The 16732-nt window shown below is 60.4% G+C and carries 14 protein-coding genes and 2 pseudogenes; 2 read left to right on the top strand and 14 right to left on the bottom strand.

Annotated features, from left to right (window positions below):
* Positions 1 to 83: 83 nt before the first annotated feature.
* The 5 genes from J7302_RS12890 to J7302_RS12870 all read right to left on the bottom strand — a co-directional run bounded on the left by J7302_RS12890 (position 84) and on the right by J7302_RS12870 (position 6027).
* On the bottom strand, positions 84 to 1010 hold the full coding sequence (locus J7302_RS12890; RefSeq protein ID WP_215374967.1) for a LysR family transcriptional regulator: 927 nt from the start codon (positions 1008 to 1010) through the stop codon (positions 84 to 86).
* Positions 1011 to 1126: 116 nt separating this feature from the next.
* Positions 1127 to 1810: a TerC family protein gene (locus J7302_RS12885; RefSeq protein WP_215374964.1), complete on the bottom strand. Its 684-nt coding sequence runs from the start codon at positions 1808 to 1810 to the stop codon at positions 1127 to 1129.
* A gap of 202 nt (positions 1811 to 2012) precedes the next feature.
* The gene (locus J7302_RS12880) at positions 2013 to 3287 is read right to left on the bottom strand and encodes an OprD family porin (RefSeq protein WP_215374961.1); all 1275 of its coding nucleotides are present in this window, start codon (positions 3285 to 3287) and stop codon (positions 2013 to 2015) included.
* A 103-nt stretch (positions 3288 to 3390) separates the two neighbouring features.
* Positions 3391 to 4695, bottom strand: coding sequence for a CitMHS family transporter (locus J7302_RS12875; protein WP_215374958.1), 1305 nt, complete (start codon positions 4693 to 4695; stop codon positions 3391 to 3393).
* Between the two features lie 234 nt (positions 4696 to 4929).
* Positions 4930 to 6027, bottom strand: a complete 1098-nt coding sequence (locus J7302_RS12870) for a 4-oxalomesaconate tautomerase (RefSeq protein WP_215374955.1) — start codon at positions 6025 to 6027, stop codon at positions 4930 to 4932.
* A 138-nt stretch (positions 6028 to 6165) separates the two neighbouring features.
* On the opposite strand from J7302_RS12870, the gene J7302_RS12865 reads away from it, so the two are divergent.
* Positions 6166 to 7059: a LysR family transcriptional regulator gene (locus J7302_RS12865; protein WP_215374952.1), complete on the top strand. Its 894-nt coding sequence runs from the start codon at positions 6166 to 6168 to the stop codon at positions 7057 to 7059.
* 126 nt (positions 7060 to 7185) lie between these two features.
* Here J7302_RS12865 and J7302_RS12860 read toward each other — a convergent pair.
* The 3 genes and pseudogenes from J7302_RS12860 to J7302_RS12850 form a co-directional block, all read right to left on the bottom strand.
* A pseudogene (locus J7302_RS12860) lies at positions 7186 to 7500 on the bottom strand (transposase); the annotation flags it as partial.
* A 213-nt stretch (positions 7501 to 7713) separates the two neighbouring features.
* On the bottom strand, positions 7714 to 7998 hold the full coding sequence (locus J7302_RS26960; RefSeq protein WP_349814448.1) for an FCD domain-containing protein: 285 nt from the start codon (positions 7996 to 7998) through the stop codon (positions 7714 to 7716).
* A gap of 190 nt (positions 7999 to 8188) precedes the next feature.
* Positions 8189 to 9631, bottom strand: a complete 1443-nt coding sequence (locus J7302_RS12850; protein ID WP_215374948.1) for an amidase — start codon at positions 9629 to 9631, stop codon at positions 8189 to 8191.
* Between the two features lie 255 nt (positions 9632 to 9886).
* On the opposite strand from J7302_RS12850, the gene J7302_RS12845 reads away from it, so the two are divergent.
* Positions 9887 to 10063, top strand: a complete 177-nt coding sequence (locus J7302_RS12845) for a hypothetical protein (RefSeq protein ID WP_215374944.1) — start codon at positions 9887 to 9889, stop codon at positions 10061 to 10063.
* 125 nt (positions 10064 to 10188) lie between these two features.
* On the opposite strand, the pseudogene J7302_RS12840 reads toward J7302_RS12845, so the two are convergent.
* From J7302_RS12840 to J7302_RS12815, 6 genes and pseudogenes are all read right to left on the bottom strand, one after another.
* Positions 10189 to 10395: pseudogene (locus tag J7302_RS12840) on the bottom strand (transposase); the annotation flags it as partial.
* Between the two features lie 100 nt (positions 10396 to 10495).
* A complete protein-coding gene (locus J7302_RS12835; protein WP_215374941.1) occupies positions 10496 to 11152 on the bottom strand; it encodes a DUF2931 family protein in 657 nt (218 codons plus the stop codon).
* Positions 11145 to 12995, bottom strand: coding sequence for a PAAR domain-containing protein (locus tag J7302_RS12830; RefSeq protein WP_215374937.1), 1851 nt, complete (start codon positions 12993 to 12995; stop codon positions 11145 to 11147). Before J7302_RS12830 ends, J7302_RS12835 begins: the two co-directional genes overlap by 8 nt.
* Before the next feature lie 521 nt (positions 12996 to 13516).
* A complete protein-coding gene (locus J7302_RS12825) occupies positions 13517 to 15112 on the bottom strand; it encodes an MFS transporter (protein WP_215374934.1) in 1596 nt (531 codons plus the stop codon).
* Positions 15109 to 16206, bottom strand: a complete 1098-nt coding sequence (locus J7302_RS12820) for an HlyD family secretion protein (protein WP_215374931.1) — start codon at positions 16204 to 16206, stop codon at positions 15109 to 15111. Before J7302_RS12820 ends, J7302_RS12825 begins: the two co-directional genes overlap by 4 nt.
* Before the next feature lie 87 nt (positions 16207 to 16293).
* The gene (locus tag J7302_RS12815; RefSeq protein ID WP_215374927.1) at positions 16294 to 16707 is read right to left on the bottom strand and encodes a cupin domain-containing protein; all 414 of its coding nucleotides are present in this window, start codon (positions 16705 to 16707) and stop codon (positions 16294 to 16296) included.
* Positions 16708 to 16732: the final 25 nt, after the last annotated feature.

Here is a 16732-nt window from a genome sequence, read left to right as displayed (position 1 = left end):
CCCGCAATGGCGAGGACTTTAGAGCGGGGGCGTTTGGCCCGAAACGCGCTGCGGCTGCGCAGGTATTTAGTTTTTCTAAAGATCTACGAACACAAAAGCCGTGCGCCCGGCCATTGGCCACGCGTGACCAGATCACGAGCCACATCCAGGAGGACAATACGAGTGGCCAGGGCCGCCGGGGACAGCTCATCGTCCGACAAACTGGCCAGCAGATTGCGTCGCTCTGCGTCCACGTCAGCAATCGGGAGAACCCTGAGACCCGCGTGCAACGAACGCGCCACCGTTGCACCAGGCTGAATCGTCGCAGCGTGACCAGCGATAACCGCATCCATCAATAGTGACAGGCCATCAATCTCCATGATTACCCGCGGCTCATGTCCGATACGTTCGAAAGCGGCATTGAGCGTGGTACGCAGGCCGTGCTGTTGGCTGGGCAATACCAACGGCAACTCATCGAGTTCAGCCAATGACAGCTCCTCACCCCATTCGGGTCGAACCAGTTTGGGCGGCACAATGACGAACAGGCGCTCCTGCAGCAGCGGGCGAATACTTAGGCGAGGCCCCACTTCTGACTGGAACAGTACCGCCAAGTCCAGATGACGCGCGTTTAACTGGCTAACCAGGTACCCCGATAGCATCTCGACCAGATGCAGGCGCACCTGCGGATAGCGCTCACGCATGGCGGCAATCAGCGGCAATGCAAGGACCGAAGCTGTAGTCGGTGCCAGGCCGACGCTGGTATAGCCGCTCATACGGCCACTCTGGGCTGCTAGTACGGCGTGCTCTGCTTGACGCAGGGTAAGGCGTGCATGGTGTTCGAAGGCAAGGCCAGCCGCAGTTGGGGAGACACCTGTAGTGGTGCGGTTCAGCAGCCGCGTGGAGAGTTCGCTCTCCAGCTTGCTGATCTGTTGGCTCAGGGCCGAGGTGCCAATCCCCAATTCCAGCGCTGCGCGTCCCAGACTGCCATGTTCCAGTACACTGAGGTAGTAACGCAGCTGACGCAGTTCCATACAGGACCTCGGCGATGGGTAGAGGGCAGGATGGTAGCCGGATTGCTAGCACTACTGCAGCTTGGATCCCACTCCATACCTGGCTAGCACCGAGATCCAGCAGGCGCGCCGTCTGACTAATTGGCCAGCGCTGATGTTCGCGCACGCAGCAATAGACCTACGCCCATCACCAGGGCAGCGCCACAAGCTGCAGCCAGGTGCTTCGACCAGACATCGTTCGAAACCCAGCTCGCCACGGCGATGTCGGTTACAGCCATACCTCCGGCAATCCAGCCCAGTAAGCCACCACCCAGCGGTACAACCTGCGGGAAACGATCCATCAGCTTGAGCACCAGTTGGCTGCCCCAGACGATTATGGGGATGCTGATCAGCACACCCAGACTGACCAGGAACAGGTTGCCGCCCGCGGCGCCGGCCACGGCAAGCACGTTGTCCAGACTCATCACTGCATCAGCGACGATGATGGTCTTGATCGCCGCAAGAAAGCTCGCCCCGGCCTTCACCTCATGGGCTTCCTCCGGTTCAGGCAACAACAGCTTGATGCCGATCCACAGCAACAGCGCCGCCCCCACCAGCTTCAGGTACGGCAGGGCCAGCAGTTGCATGGCGAAGAACAGCAATGCGATGCGCAACAAGATCGCCCCTGCCACGCCACCGACGATGGCCTGGCGTCGTTGTTCCTCGGGCAGGTGCCGACAGGCCAGTGCGATGACCACGGCATTATCACCACCCAGCAAGATGTCGATGGCGATAATCTGCATCAGCGCCATCCAGAAAACTGGGTCACTCAGCCACTCCATAAGTCCGTGTCTCCGCTATCGATAAAAAAATGCCAGGGGCAAAGCCCCCGGCTCCGGAACCTCTGCTGGCGCGACGGTTAGTCGAGACGGCAGGTCGGAAAGCGTGGTTTGAGAAAGAAGGGCCCGCGCGCCTTGTGAGCACACGGGCGCGGCGCCCGCTCTTCTAAGCGCCACTTCGGGCTGGTAAACCCGCATTCGGGACCTACCAGAGCACGATGTCGTAGGTGAAATACAGGCGATTGTTGTCGCGGCCCCGGCTGTAGCTGGAGCGATAGGCGATGTTGCGCAGCTTCACACCAAGCCCCTTGAGAGCCCCCTGCTGCACCACGTAGGCAAGATCAATATCCCGCTCCCACTCGTGGGCGTTCACTTCGCTGCCACGCAGTTCGGTCGTGCCATCCTGGCCTTTGAAATAGCGAACGCCAGCAGTCAGTCCGGGCGCCCCGATGGCCGCAAAGTCGTACGCGTAACCGAGCATCCAGGTGCGCTCGTCCTCCTCGACGAACTTGCCAACACCGGCGTTGCTAAAGCTGTACACCGTGGCGCCGTTGACGAATGGGAGGCCGCCTTCGCCATTCAGTTGCTGGTAGCCTGCGCTCACAGCATGGCCCTTCCGGGTGTAGGTCAGCAGTCCGCTGTACATGTCGTTGTCCAGTTCGCCATTGCGCGCCTCTCCCGCATCCTGGCTGTGGAAGTAGCGCAAGTCGCTGAGCAAGGTGCCTGCACCGAGCGCAAGGCTGTGCACCAAACCGACATAGTGCTGTTGGTAAAACTCCTCCAGCTCGCCGTAGTAGTAACTGAGCGTCAGCGTCCTGCGAGCTTTGTAGTCGGCACCGGCAAACCAGAACCCCTCACCGTCGTCGCCTGCGTAACCATCGGCAGTGATCGAATGGTTGCCACTGGAATCGCGCATGCGGAATTCATCGAAGTAACCACCGGTGAGGCTAAGGTCGGCAATTTCGGTGCTGGTGACCTGGGTGCCTTCGAAGGTCTGCGGCAGCAGGCGCGCATCGTTGCGGACCAGAACCGGCAGCTTGGGCTGATGCGTGCCGTGCTTGAGTGTGGTACCGGAGAAGCGCGCTTTGGCGGTGAGTCCCAAGCTGGAAAAATCGTCGGCGGCACGGCCGTCGCCATGCACGGGCAGCAGGTTGGTACCAGCTCGGCCGCGGCCGGAGTCCAGTTTCACGCCAAGCAATCCCAACGCATCGAGGCCAAATCCCACCTTCCCTTCGGTGTAGCCGGATTGAGCATCGAGCAGGAACCCTTGTGCCCATTCCTCGCGCTTGGACTGTGCGCTGGCGGCAGCGCGAGCGGACATGCCCGACTCGTCCTTGAAGTCGTCGTTGAAGTAGATGTTGCGCAATTGCAATGTTGCCTTGCTGTCGTCGAAGAACCCTGCGGCCCCAACATCAGGAGCAATGCAGGCGGCCAGACAGGCCAAGGATGCGCCGGGCAAGTGGCGCGCTAATGCGGACATGATCTTCACCTCTAAGTCTTTCCGGGCGAACCCGGCCCGCAGGCCATTCAGGTGGCCCGCAGCAGAAGTTGGTCAGGGGGCGCCCGAGTGACGGGCTACGAAGTCAAGCGAACAGGCTGATGGCGCCGGTCAGGAGGGCCAGCACGGTGATGACCAGGGAAGTCAGGATCGCCCACTTGTAGGTGAAGCGCTGGAAGTCACCGATATCGCGATCGACCATTCCCACAAGCAGCAGGGTGGAGGCCACCAGCGGGCTCATCAGGTGCACCGGTTGGCCAAGGATGGACGCACGGGCGATTTCTACCGGGTCGATACCGTAGGCGGCGGCCGCCTGGGCGAGGATGGGTACCATGCCGAAGTAGTAGGCGTCATTGGACAGCACGAAGGTCAGCGGCATGCTGGTGATGGCCACCACCAGCGGGAAAAAGCTGCCCCATGAGGTCGGGATCATCTCTACCAGGGAGTTGGCCAGGGAATCCACCATCTTGGTGCCGGAGAATATGCCGGCGAATACCCCGGCGGCGAACACCAGCAGCACCACGGTCATGGCGTTGCCCGAGTGGGCGAGGATCCGTTCCTTCTGAAGGTCCAGCTGCGGGTAGTTGATCATCAAGGCCACGACGAAGCCGAGCATGAACAGCACCGCCGCGTTCATCAGCCCTGCCACCAGAGCGACCATTACCGCGATTACCAGCAGCAGGTTCAGCCAGATCAGCTTCGGTCGCTTGTTCGGGTTATCGGCCAGGATGGCCTTGATGTAGCAGTCGTCACCGCCGGTTTTCAGGTGGGTGTTGCCGATCCGTTTCAGTTCTTTTCGCCCCAGAATGTAGGCGGTGAACACCACCCAAAGAGCCCCGCCCGCCATAGTCGGGAGCATCGGAATGAAGTACTCGCTGGCGTCCAGCCCGAGTACGGCGATTGCACGGGTGGCCGGACCGCCCCAGGGGCTCATGCCGCTCATGATGCTCAGCGACAGCATGGATATGCAGGCGAGGATCAGCGGGTTCATACCGATGCGCTTGTATAGCGGCAGCATGGCGGCCACGGTGATCATGTAGGTGGTGGTACCGTCACCGTCGAGGGCCACCAGCAGCGACAGCACGGCGGTGCCCATGGCGATCTTCACCGGATTACCGTTGACGGTCTGCAGGATGCGGCGGATCAACGGGTCGAACAGCCCGGAGTCGATCATGATGCCGAAGAACAGGATGGCGAAAAGCAAAAGCGCTGCCGAGGGCGCCACCGTCTTCAGGCCGTCGAGCATCATCTTGCCGAGCTCCGGCGCGAAGCCGCCGATCAGGGCGAAGACGATGGGCACCACTGTCAGGGCCACTACCGGGGACAGGCGTTTGGTCATGATCAGATAGGTGAACACGACCACCATGGACAAACCGAGCAGAGAAAGCATGGCGTTGGACTCTTGTAATTATGGGTTCCAGCTCCATTTGGGCGTACGAGCCGCCGCACATGAAGCCGCTAATCGCCAGGGCGTGCAAGCGCCCCGCCCAACCTCACGACGAGCGTAGGTGGCCGGTAGCGGCGCAGCGGTGATGCAAGCAGAGTGGGATCAGAAGTTTCATATCAGTTACCCGTCTTGTGATTGTTGTCGGGGCGTTACGAGACGCGTGTCAGTTGAATGCGTTCAGTGGATTGCTTCAGGCATGCGGTAGTAGAGGCGGCCATCCATGATCTTGCGGGCGGTCCTTATTAGCGAAACTCGCGCGATGTCCATCGGGTTGCCATTTCGCAACTCAACCCGCAGGTCCAGATGACCGGATGGATGCTCGATTCGGATCGACTCCAGAGTGCCTCCGGCTTCCAGACGGCCGCTTTCCTGGACAATGCGCTGGGCTACGCTGCCGGGGACATTCACCGCTGCTCCGAGAGCAATGGCGCCGGTAACCGCCAGTGCCTTATGGCAGCGCTGCGGCACGAAGTAACGGGCGCAAACCGTCGCCTCACCATTGACGGCCGGTGACAGCAGAATCGGTTTGGGCAACACGGACTGACTGACATCTCCCATGCCCATGCGGCGACCAGCTTCGCAGCGGATGCGCTCCAGGCGCTCCAGCATGGTGCTGTTGGCATCCAGCAGAGCCGGTTCGGCATGCCCATCAACACCGAGGTCGCTGGCACGAATAATCACCGTGGGAGTAGCGGCATCCAGGCAAGTAACTTCAACACCTTCAATCTGCTCAACGGCTTGGCCAGTAGGCAGCAGCGCACCAGTCTTGGCTCCGGCGACATCAAGAAAGCTCAGGCGGATACCCGCTGCAGAACCGGGTACTCCACTGATACAGGTGTCACCCTCGTATTCCACTCGGCCCCGCGGAGTCGGTACGAAGCACTCGATGATGCGCTGAGTGTTGATATTGAACACCCGCACCCGGGTCTCCCCGTAGGTCGCCGCGACCAGACTGGTCTCGATCGCGAACGGGCCAACGGCAGAGAGCATGTTGCCGCAGTTTGGAGAGAAATCGACGCGGCGCTCGGTTACGTCTACTTGCGCGAAGAGGTAGTCCACGTCCGCATCAGGGCGATCGGAGCGGCCAACGATGGCCACCTTGCTGGTGAGGGAGTTACCACCGCCAATGCCATCGACCTGAAGAGGATGGCCGGAACCCATGAGATCGAGTAGTACCTGGGCTCGTGCTTCCTGCGATTCAGGCAGATCGGCCATGTGAATGAAGGGGCCGCGTGAGGTGCCGCCACGCATAATCATGCAGGGGATGCTGTTCATCATTTTGGTCTAACCCGTGACCGATCCAACGATGGCTACAGCTTGTCAGCACCCTTTTAATGCTTCAAATGCAAATATCATGTCCGACTGATAGAATCCAAGCATTAATGCGCAAATCAACGCCAAGCGAGTATTTCCATGCATAGAATAGAATTTCTGGACCTCGCAACCTTTGTACGAGTTGCTGAATCCCAGTCCTTTCAGGAAGCCGCCCAGGCACTCCATTTGTCACAGCCTGCGCTCTCCCGCCGGCTTCAGAAACTGGAAGAAACCCTTGGCGCCAAACTGCTTGAGCGCACCACCCGACGCACCTGGCTAACCGAAGTAGGCAAGGAATACCTGCCCCGCGCCCGGCGCATGTTGGAAGACTACGAGTCTTCCCTCCAGGGCATCCGAGAACTCAAGACCCATCAAAAAGGTACGGTCACCATCGCGTGCATCCCGACTGCGGCGTTCTACTTCCTGCCCAGCGTGATTCGAGTCTTCAATGAGGCGTATCCAGGCATACGGATCCGAATCCTTGACGTCAGCGCCAATGAAGGCCTTGAGCGGGTGGTAAGCGGTGACGCCGACTTTGGCATCAACATGATCAGCGCCCAGCATCCGGACGTGAGCTTCACGCCGCTCCTTCGTGACCCTTTCGTGCTTGCCATGCGCAGCGACCATCCTCTCGCCGCGCTGCCTGAAGTGAGTTGGCAAGATTTGCAGGGAGTGCGACTCATCACTGTCAGCCGGGACAGCGGCAACCGCATGTTGCTTGACAGCGCCCTATCCGGCCACGGAATTCGTCTCAACGGCTTTTATGAAGTGCAGCATCTGTCCACCTCACTTGGTCTGGTCGAATGCGGTCTTGGTGTAGCAATTTTGCCGCGTATGGCAATGCCCGATGCCGAGCATGAAAACCTCTGCTCCCGGGACCTACCTCCGCCTCACATTGAGCGCACTATCGGTCTGGTGCGTCGGGATGGCGAACCGCTGTCGAGCACCGCAGAGCTCTTTATCGAGATGCTACTCAAGCGATGGCGTGAATAAGCTTCTGCAGCATGTTCACTTAAGCAAGAAGGGAGGCAGCTACGTCCGTTCATGGACTCCCACTCACTTCGGCATATCGACTCCCTGACTTAAGGTGCGAACCAGAGTCAACCGTGAGTGGGCGTCCAGCCACATCAACTCGATGTTGCATGGCGCCTGGCGTTCGATGCGACGGCTGGACTGGATCCAATTGAGGTGGCCGTAGATGCAAATTTTCAACAGAACGGCGAGGTGGTTAGCGGGGCGACCAGTTTCGGCGGGGACCATTCCGCCGAGACCCAGCCGACCAAGGTCGAATTCGTCGACGAACACATCGACCACTCGCACCGGATTGGTGTCCGCGACGTAGTCATCCAGGCTCTCGGGAAGCAACATGCTTTGGCCTCGATGCTCTCTGCGGATAAACGCTTCATGGGCCGCCCCTGCTGAGTCTGCATCCATCAAATCACAGCAAGGTCGATGCCAACGTAATGGGCGGTCCCCCCTGCCCACGCCCAAGGCTACGCTCTCGCAGGGCCTTGTATCTTGGAGACCATCGCCATGAATCCAGACGCACAGGTAGGCATTGATCTGGGCAAACACAACTTACATCTGCTCGAGACAGTTGAGATAACCCAGTCCCTGCCTTGGCGTGAGAACCCGGATCCCATAGCCCTACGAAATCCGCATCTGGGCCGTCAGGTTCTGCTGCATAAAGTCGAGGAAGCGGCGCTGGAACAGCATGGTGTGCTCGTGCGCTGCATTCTCGGCGGCATCCGCGTCTCGCGCAGCGATGGCCTCGACAATGTCCTCGTGATCTCGCCACAAGCCCGATGAGGTCGCAGCGCTGACGATGAAATCGAAATGCAGGTGCAAGAGCCGCTGTCCCTCGCCCAAAGAGTACGAGCAGCGTCGCTTACCAATTTTGTGTCGGGCTGATTGTGCCGACGCTGTTCGCACCCGCAGATCGTGATTGCGATTTGCGGTCCCTCCCGGCGTCGAAATGCCCACGTGCCGGGAAACCCCAGACAGATGTGACTTGGTCGAAGGCCAAAAGCCTGAGACCTCGCCGCTGCCACACTGGCGGCTTTTTATATCTAGTGCACCACGATGTCCGCTTTCGGCTGCCAGAAGCAGACAGTGGAACTCGTCAATCGTCAGTAATCAACTGCGCGTACCGCCTGAACCAGGATGATGTTCTCTCCAATGCAGCGCTAGCCCTGAGAATCGTGTCCTCATCACCGAAGCGCCCGATCAGCTGAATGCCGACTGGAATTCCCTGCTCATTCCAGTACAGCGGTACGTTGGCTGCCGGCTGGCCGGAGGCATTGATGATCGCCAGGAACATCGTGAACCTCGCCGCCTTCAGCCTGAACGTTCTGAAGTCCTCGTTCATCGACAGGGTTCCCAACTTGACGGGGAGTTGCGTGAGCGTTGGAGTCAACACCAGGTCAAAGCCGAGCATGTACTGTTCCATCACACGCGATATCTGATGAAAGCGCGCAATCGCTGCAATGTAATCCGTAGCGCGAAGTGCCTTGCCGTATTGGTAGGCATCCAGGATTGCAGGCTCCAGAAGTCTGCCCCAATGATCAATCCGCTGACTTTTGACTACGGTATCGACGGAAATGACCGCATTGGCAGCAATCACGTTGATAAGTGAGTCTACAAACCCCTCGAAATCGATTTCAGGCGGGTTGACCTCGACGACCTCGTGGTCGTTCTGAACCAGTAATTGTTCAGCCCTATCCACGGCAGCCAGACAGTCAGGGTCGACGTTGATATCGTTCCACGCCGACACCCATTTGGCCACGCGGAGCGGTCGATCGAAAGGTCTATCCAGACTCGCCAGGTACGAGGCTGGAGTTGGCGGCGCCGCGTACGGCGCCCCGGGATCAGGGCCCTTGATCGCATCGAGAACGGCGGCCGTATCCCTGACCGTCCGGGTAATCACGCCGTCCGTGGCGAGGCCTCCCCAGCCCTCCCCGCGTGCGGGGCCCATCGGCAGAAGTCCACGTGATGGCTTCAAGCCGAATACACCGCAGCAAGACGCCGGGATACGGATGGATCCGCCGCCGTCGCTTCCATGCGCAATGGGTACGACGCCCAACGCGACGGCTACCGCCGCGCCGCCGCTGGAACCGCCAGGGGATCGGGTCGGATCCCAGGGATTCAGCGTTGGGCCGCCGTACACGACTGCTTCAGTCGTGGGCGCCATGCAGAGCTCGGGAACCGTCGTCCTGGCGAAACTGAGAAAGCCGGCGGCCTCGAACCGCTCCACCAGGGTGCCATCAAAGGTGAATGGCGTATCGCGGAATAGCCGCGATCCCAACGATGCAGGCAAATGCCTGGATGGAAGGCCAGAGTCCTTGAGCAGAAAAGGCAGGGCTCCAAATGGCCCGGTCAAATGCGCCGTCTTTGCGATCTTCAGGGATTCTTCAAAGCGCTGGGAGCACAGCGCATTCAAAGGCATCGCCCTCTCCTGAGCGAGCTTCACAGCGATGCTCATCAGTTCGAACGGAGAGATTTCTCCGCCGCGTAGCATGGAGGCAAGTGCGACCCCATCAAGCCTGTCGTAGTCCGCTGGAGACATGGCTCCTCCTGACGAAAGCATTGCTATCGCTGATCCAACTACCTTCGCTGCTTCTCAACTCAATGCTGCCTTCACGACCAGGCCGCTCTGAACCACGGGAGTTGCTGCTATCAACGCGATAGTAACAATCTGGGACCGTTTTCACTCCCGAACAAGCGGCAGGTGTTAGCCCAGCCTTTCGAGTATTACGCTCGCCGAAAGTGCTCCCAACATGCTCGAGGGTTGGACGCCCCCATCAAGATGGAGGAGAGAACCATGAAGATCGTTGTAACGAGTGTGCTCGTTGACGACCAGGCGAAAGCATTGGCTTGTAGTGGTCTACTGATTCCGGACACCGATTTAGAAATAATGGGGCAGATTTATTCTTCTGCTCCGGCCTCTATAGGCCCAGACCGTGTAAAAACCCACCAAGCGATAGCGATCGACTGCTGAGTGATTTTCTTAGTACCAAGAGGCCGTGGGAGACGCAATCAGGCGCAATTTGTGATTCTGGTTGTTATGAACACTTCCGGCTTCGGCGCGCCTGTTGAGAGGGAACAGGACTCCTAAAGCAAGCCTCAGGCCTTCATCGCGGCCATCACGCTACCTAGCAAGCTCAATACGCGCTTGAGATTGTAGGCGAGCACATGCAGGCTCATCTCGGTACTCACCCGGTCGAGCGTTCTCGTGAGGAAGTGGGCGGCGCCCATCCAGGACTTCAGCGTGCTGAACGGGTGCTCGGCCGTTTGGCGGCGGATTCGCATCATCTCGGGCGCTTGATCCAACCAGCGGGCGCAGCTCACGATTGCGCTCGCTATAGGATTGATGAGCGATCAATCATTACTTTTGGATCGGGCCAGCAACTGAGCCCATAGGGGTATGGGCTCACCAGGAACCATAGGGAATCCCGAACTTCTCGATATAGGCTTTGGACTCCGGCTCCAATGGCAAGGCATATTGGCCGCCGCTCTGGCCTCCATCCGGGCCTTCCCTCACGACAGTACCCTGCACCCGCGCCACGTCGATAGCAGACAGACAAGCCCCCATGAGCCAGACCCTGGCGATGCCTCCAGGCGCGAGTCCAACCGTCAGCACATCGCGATAGCCAGTGATCCACTTGGCGTCGGCTTGGCAGAATGCCTTTTCTCCCTTCAGCATCGCCTGCCGGGTGGCCTCGGGAATAACGAGATAGGCCCCGTAGGTCTGCGGCTCGGCCAGCGACTGCCAGCGCACATAAATCAGCCGTGGCAGGTCGGCCCCCAGTACCTGCTTACCCGCGCCGGCCCCTGGCCTCTCCGGCCAACCGCGAGGATCGCTTTTGAGGTTTTTCGGACTCTGGGTCGAGGCAATCCCGCTCATGGCGCGGCGAAACACGCGATCCTGCACGTCCACCGCGTCGGCGGTCTCGATCCATACCTCCATATAATTTGGGGTGCCGAAGCCCAGTCGCCACGAATCATACGGCAGCCGATGGGCACCGTTGGCACAGCCAGCCAGCCATAGCAGCAGCCCCAACCACACTGCGGCTCGGAACTTAGTCATTGGGATGCTCCTTGCGCTGCATGCCCGCAGCCGGGCGGTTAATGAAGACGACATCCAGCGCGCTGTTGTTCCAGCCTTTGGCGGCATTCCAGTGGGCCGAGAGATGGATGTAGCGGCGGCGCAGCAGGGCGGCTTCCTCAGCGGTCAGCGGCGAGAACGCTTCGCGCAGGGCAAAGGTCTGGAGTTTGGCAGCGATAGGTTGCAGCTCGGCGGGCAAGGCGAAAGCCTGAGTGTTCGGCACTGCTCTATATGCCACCCCAGCGCGCACCGCCAGCTCCCGCATGATGCGCAGGTATACCAGCGACAGTTCGCCGCGCACCTCACGCTCGCTGGCGATGGCGGCGTACACGCGCTTTTCGGCCAGGGTGTCCCGCGCTCGGTGCTGGGCGGGTACCGCCCAGGTGACGATATCGAGCCCCTCGGGCGGCACATAGGCCAGCCAGTGACGCGCCTCCTGATTGAAGCGCAGTTTGGTGCGAGAAAAGGCGGTACTGCGCTCGTTGGCGAGCAGGTCGAGTTCGACACTGCTGTCCGGCTTGCTCAACAGCAGCTTCTCCCGCATCAGGGGCAGGTAGCCGCCGCCGATGTCCGAATGGCAGCCTGGGAGTACGATGTCCTGCTCGGCCTGGGTCAGGGAGAAGTTGTGGCGGTACTCATCCCCGGCCACCAACTGGACCACCTGGCGGGCCATGCCGGGGGCAAGCCGCAACTGGAGCCCGGGGTTGTCGGCATTGTGCGGGCTGAAATCGCCCTCGCCCAGCGCGACGATGCCGGCCACGGTGTCGAACAGCCCAATGAAGTTGAGGACAAAGTCGCTGCGATGGTGCCAGGTGAACCCGGACACCAAGAAGGGCGAGCCGGCGGGCAGCGACCGGGCCAGCACGCTGTTCGGCCCCTTGAGCAGGTCATTGGCACAGTGCCGCGCCGCCGCCGCGCCCCGGCTAAAGCCGAACAAATCGATCTCGATCCGACGGATCTTGAGGCTGGGGTTAGCATCTCGTAGCAACCGTAATTGCTTCAGAGCTACTGCTGGCATCTGTTCGACCCGCGCCACCACGCCGGTCTCTCCCCGACCGCTGCCCTGGCTGTAAACAGAGTCACCCAGGCCGCTGCGGGTGCCGATGCCTTCGAGATAAACCTTGAGATAAGCCTCTTCAGCCTCTGGTGGCAGTTGTACGAGCGTGTCGTCCGGATAGAGGCCATAGAGGCGCGCGACGTTGCTGACATCGTTGCCGTAGCTGTTGTCCGGCGTGCCGCCCTGGCCGTCATAGCCGTAGGCGGCACAGTATTGGCGAATGTCCTCGCCGACCTCTGCCGACATCCCCAAGTTGACCGCATAGCATCCAGCCGTTGCGGCACTATTGGCCTGGTTGTTGCCGGTGCCGTCGAAGAACAGCCCCAGGCGCAGCACGATGCCGGCCTCCTCCAGCTCCTCCTCTTCTTCCTCCTCTTCCAGCAGATTGTGCGCGGCCGGCTTGGGAGAAGTCCTCAAGGGCGGTGCGGCAAGCGGTACCGCAGCAACGGCGGGCGAAGAGATGGTTGTCGCGGCTTTGGCTTCACCGCGATCCGACTGATAGGTAGCGCTGAACAACGAGGGCAGCAGCCTGGCCCTGCACGGGCAGCCGCTGAGGCTATCGAGGGTGCCCGCCACCGGAGATCCGTGGCTGTGGATGAACGAGACTCCGCCTATGATCCGGTAGACCTTTCCATCCTTGCCGCAGGAAACCCGATCCCCCTGGCGAGCATGCGCAATGCCGAACATCATGACGCGATGATCTGCTTCCAGCACAACGCCACCACAGGTGGTCTTGTCGCCGCGACGAATGAAATATCCGATAGCCACTGAATTCCCTCTCTACAAGTCGCCCCACGCGGGTAGGGCGCACCTTTCCATTGACGATGGAGGCACCGACTCACCAGCAGACTGGTGTTGAGCAAGGCACCTAGTCCAAGGCTCTGCGGATGGTGTGTCGCAAGTAAATAGGAAAAGTCCGAAAGCCCTGGGGCAGGGTCAGAATCATCAGTGCGGTGGATCACATTCACTGTATTGGGTGGGTCAGAGCCTCCAGCGCCGATGGGTCACAATCACTGGAATTGGGCGTCAACAGCTCTGGAATACACAGTTGGGTGAACGTTCCTTTATCTGCGGCGATCGCTAAAGCATTGCAGATGCACTCTTGACGCCAATGCTCGACGACCTGGCTGCCGTCCCCAGGCCGACCGGTTGGCTGGAGCGCTGGCCGCGGCTTCGTACCTTTCGTGACCGCACGCAATCGTGCCCATCCGGCCGTGCCGTGCTACGGGCTCGTGACCTGAAGGACGCGTAGGGAGAATCCGATCCAGTGCTGGTTGGCGTGGGCTGTCTCACGCTACGGCTCGCGCAGCGCGCACTTTCGCGTATTTCGAGAATCCGATCTTGATGCCGACCAGCACGGGGGCGGCGGCTACAAAAAGCAGGGCAACTGCGTTGAACGCGGTGTCGAAGGCAATCACACTGGACTGACCTGACACGAGCCGGCCCAGCAGGCTCGTCGCTGCCCGGCTAGCGGTCGCTGCATCCATCCCTTTCACCGTCAGCATGGCTGTCGTGGTCGTCAACCGCTCGATGACCGAGGTCCCCCCTGCGGTGACATTAGTGCCGAGAACCACGACATTGGTGACGACGTTGTGGTCGATCAGTGTCTGAAGTCCTGCAACCCCCATCAGGCCACCCAACTGGCGACCGGTGTTGAAGAGGCCGATTCCACAGGCGAGATTTCGGCTGTTGAGGTTGCTGAAAGCGATCAGCGTGATCGATAGAAACAGAAAGCCAAGCCCCAAGCCGCGCAGCAAGATGGCCGCCATCATGTCGTCGGCGCCGCTTTCGCTGGTCGAACCGGACAGCATCCACATCGCCACCATGATCATCAGGATTCCAAAGGGCACAGTGGCAAACGGCGGAACGCGGCGGACCTGCATGAGAAAGGCAGCAAGGAGGAGCGCACCGATAAAGAAAGCGCCACTGGGCAACAGGAGCTGGCCGGCATCGGTAGGCGTGAACGCGAGGACGGACAGGGCGAACGCCAGAATCAGGAACGCGCTGCCGAACAAGGCTGCACCGGCGACAAAACTGACGATAAAGGCGAAGGAAAAATCACTCGATTTGAACAGGTTGAAGTCGAGCATACCTTGGCCTTTGGCTAACACTTGCTGGCCGAGAAATGCCAGCAGGGCGGCTGTACCGATCACGCTCAGCCACAGGATGTGAGGCTCCTCGAACCAGTCCCATCGACTGCCCTGGCTGAGAACATAGGTGAAACAGAAAAGGGTGGCAGCGATCAGCGAAAAACCAATCCAGTCAAACGGACTGGGCCGGGTCTTGATGGGCATTGGACCGTCTGCAATCAGCAGAAGTCCGGTAGCCGCCAATGCAATCGGAACAACGCTGAAGAAAATCCATGTCCAGGATTGGCTGTCGATCAACCATCCTTGGAGAGCCGGGGCGATCGTCGCAGGCGCAACAACGGCCCCCATGGCAAACAGGGCCTGATGGATGGGTTGATGGGCGCGCTGATAGGCGCGAAATATGACCACTTGGCCCCCGACCAGCAGGGTGCCGCCGGCGAAGCCCTGAACAATGCGAAGTGCGACCAGCAGGTCCAGCCGTGCGCTGATGGCGGCAATAGCGCACGCCAGGCCCATCACCAGGGTCGAGCCGATGATTACATGCCGCGGATAGAAGCGGCTCATCAACCAAGGGGCGGTCATGAACCCGATCAGCTTGAACGCGGTGTAGCCGATATCCAACCAGGCAAACTCATCAGGTGTTGCATAGATGTCGCCGATGATGTCGCTGCGTCCGAGAGACAGAACTGTGCTGGCGATCGCTTCTGTCAGTGCGGCAAGCACGATGCCCGCAATGAGAAGGACGCCGGTCGTTGCTCTGCCGGTGCTCGGCATGGCGGTGGCAATCGTGTTCATGAGCCGCCCCCTTGCGCAACCTCGACACGCGCAGACAGGCCAGGAACGATGCGCCCTGGTAAAGGATTGTGGGCAAGCCGGATCTTTACCGGAACGCGCTGCACGACACGCACGAAGTTCCCGGTCGCGTTATCCGTGGGGAGCAAGCTGAACGCCGACCCACTACCCGGAGCAAAGCTGTCGACCACACCTTCAAGTGCCCCGTCGGGGTAGCCGTCGACCGTGATGCGCGCGCTCTGACCGGGGCGGATATGTTCGAGCTGGGTTTCCTTGAAGTTCGCCACGACCCACACATCATTGACCGGCACGATATCGAGCAAGGAAGCGCCCGGCGTAACGAACCGGCCGATGCGAACCTGGCGGTTACCGATAACGCCATCGATAGGCGCGCGTACCACGGTGCTGTCGAGATCGATCTGGGCCAGATCGCGGGCGGCTTGTGCCTGTGTCACAGCAGCAACGGCAGCTTCTCGCTGGGCCACCAGGACAGAAATGTGTTGCTGTTGCGCCTCCACCGATGCCGATGCTGCCGATACGACCGCCTCGGCTCTGGATCGTGCCGTGCCGGTTTCATCGACCAGGGCTTGGCTGACCGCGTTGCTGACGATAAGTTTGCGGCTACGATCATGGGTCTTGGTCGCCAGATTCATCTCGGCTGCGGCCGAACGTCTTTGGGCTTGCGCCTGTCGAATCAGGGCCCGCTGAAGCTGGGTCTGGGCATCGACATGGGTCAGGCGAGCCTGGGCAGCGCTGACATTGGCCACGGCTTGCGCAAGCCGTGCGCGATAGTCCCGGTCATCGATGCGGAACAGGACGTCGCCCGCCCGGACGGTTTGATTGTCCTCCACCTCCACCACCGTGACGTAGCCGGCAACCTTGGCGGCGAGCGAGGTGACGTCTCCGCGCACATAGGCGTTGTCGGTCGAGACCTCGCCGCTCGACAGAGCCATGGCCCCCCCGGCAGCCACAACCACGACTGCGCCTACACACAGCAGCAAGCCGATCATCTTTCTCTTGTTTTGCCGCACCACTACGACACCGTTCTCTGAGCTTGCGCCGGTGGCGATGGCGATCTTGCCCCTGAGCGATTTCATTTCTCGTGTCCTGTTCAATGCCAATGACCCCGGCAGCCCAGGCGGAAGTCGCCTGGGCTGCCGAGCGTCGACCAGCGCGTAGATCAACTATTTCTTGGCGGGCGTGACGAGTTCCTTTTCGTTGCTGTCGAGGACGAACACGGCCAAGAGGCGTGCAGGTTCCGTATCACTGGCGTTCGCACTTACGCCGTGAAAGGAGCCAGGCTCTTCGACGAAGTTTTCGCCGACCTTGTAGACCCTCTCCGGGGTGCCGTTGACGCTGCTGCGGACCGCACCCTCAAGGACCGTTGCATAGATGAAGGCAGAGCGCGGATGCATGTGGGCCGGCGACGCGGCGCCCGGCGCGTACTCGACAAGCACCCCCTTCATGCTCTTGCCAGGGACGTTCGGAAGGGGGCGATCGAATACGACCGTCACCTTGCCTGGGGGCGGGTCACCGGCCGAAGCTGTGGTGATCGAGAGCGCTGCGAAGACAGCGGATAAGAGATAGCGAGTGAGCATGGCAACTCTCCTTGGTCGATATGTT

Source organism: Metapseudomonas boanensis, from assembly GCF_018704125.1.
GTDB lineage: Bacteria > Pseudomonadota > Gammaproteobacteria > Pseudomonadales > Pseudomonadaceae > Metapseudomonas > Metapseudomonas boanensis.
This window is presented reverse-complemented; position numbering and strand designations above follow the sequence as displayed.

What these genes read in the sequence shown, in the direction of transcription:
- J7302_RS12890 (WP_215374967.1), bottom strand. Translation starts at nt 1,010, where the DNA reads ATGGAACTGCGTCAGCTGCGTTACTACCTCAGTGTACTGGAACATGGC.
- J7302_RS12825 (WP_215374934.1), bottom strand. Translation starts at nt 15,112, where the DNA reads ATGAACACGATTGCCACCGCCATGCCGAGCACCGGCAGAGCAACGACC.
- J7302_RS12845 (WP_215374944.1), top strand. Translation starts at nt 9,887, where the DNA reads ATGAAGATCGTTGTAACGAGTGTGCTCGTTGACGACCAGGCGAAAGCA.
- J7302_RS12835 (WP_215374941.1), bottom strand. Translation starts at nt 11,152, where the DNA reads ATGACTAAGTTCCGAGCCGCAGTGTGGTTGGGGCTGCTGCTATGGCTG.
- J7302_RS12865 (WP_215374952.1), top strand. Translation starts at nt 6,166, where the DNA reads ATGCATAGAATAGAATTTCTGGACCTCGCAACCTTTGTACGAGTTGCT.
- J7302_RS12880 (WP_215374961.1), bottom strand. Translation starts at nt 3,287, where the DNA reads ATGTCCGCATTAGCGCGCCACTTGCCCGGCGCATCCTTGGCCTGTCTG.
- J7302_RS12870 (WP_215374955.1), bottom strand. Translation starts at nt 6,027, where the DNA reads ATGAACAGCATCCCCTGCATGATTATGCGTGGCGGCACCTCACGCGGC.
- J7302_RS12875 (WP_215374958.1), bottom strand. Translation starts at nt 4,695, where the DNA reads ATGCTTTCTCTGCTCGGTTTGTCCATGGTGGTCGTGTTCACCTATCTG.
- J7302_RS12815 (WP_215374927.1), bottom strand. Translation starts at nt 16,707, where the DNA reads ATGCTCACTCGCTATCTCTTATCCGCTGTCTTCGCAGCGCTCTCGATC.
- J7302_RS12850 (WP_215374948.1), bottom strand. Translation starts at nt 9,631, where the DNA reads ATGTCTCCAGCGGACTACGACAGGCTTGATGGGGTCGCACTTGCCTCC.
- J7302_RS12885 (WP_215374964.1), bottom strand. Translation starts at nt 1,810, where the DNA reads ATGGAGTGGCTGAGTGACCCAGTTTTCTGGATGGCGCTGATGCAGATT.
- J7302_RS12820 (WP_215374931.1), bottom strand. Translation starts at nt 16,206, where the DNA reads ATGAAATCGCTCAGGGGCAAGATCGCCATCGCCACCGGCGCAAGCTCA.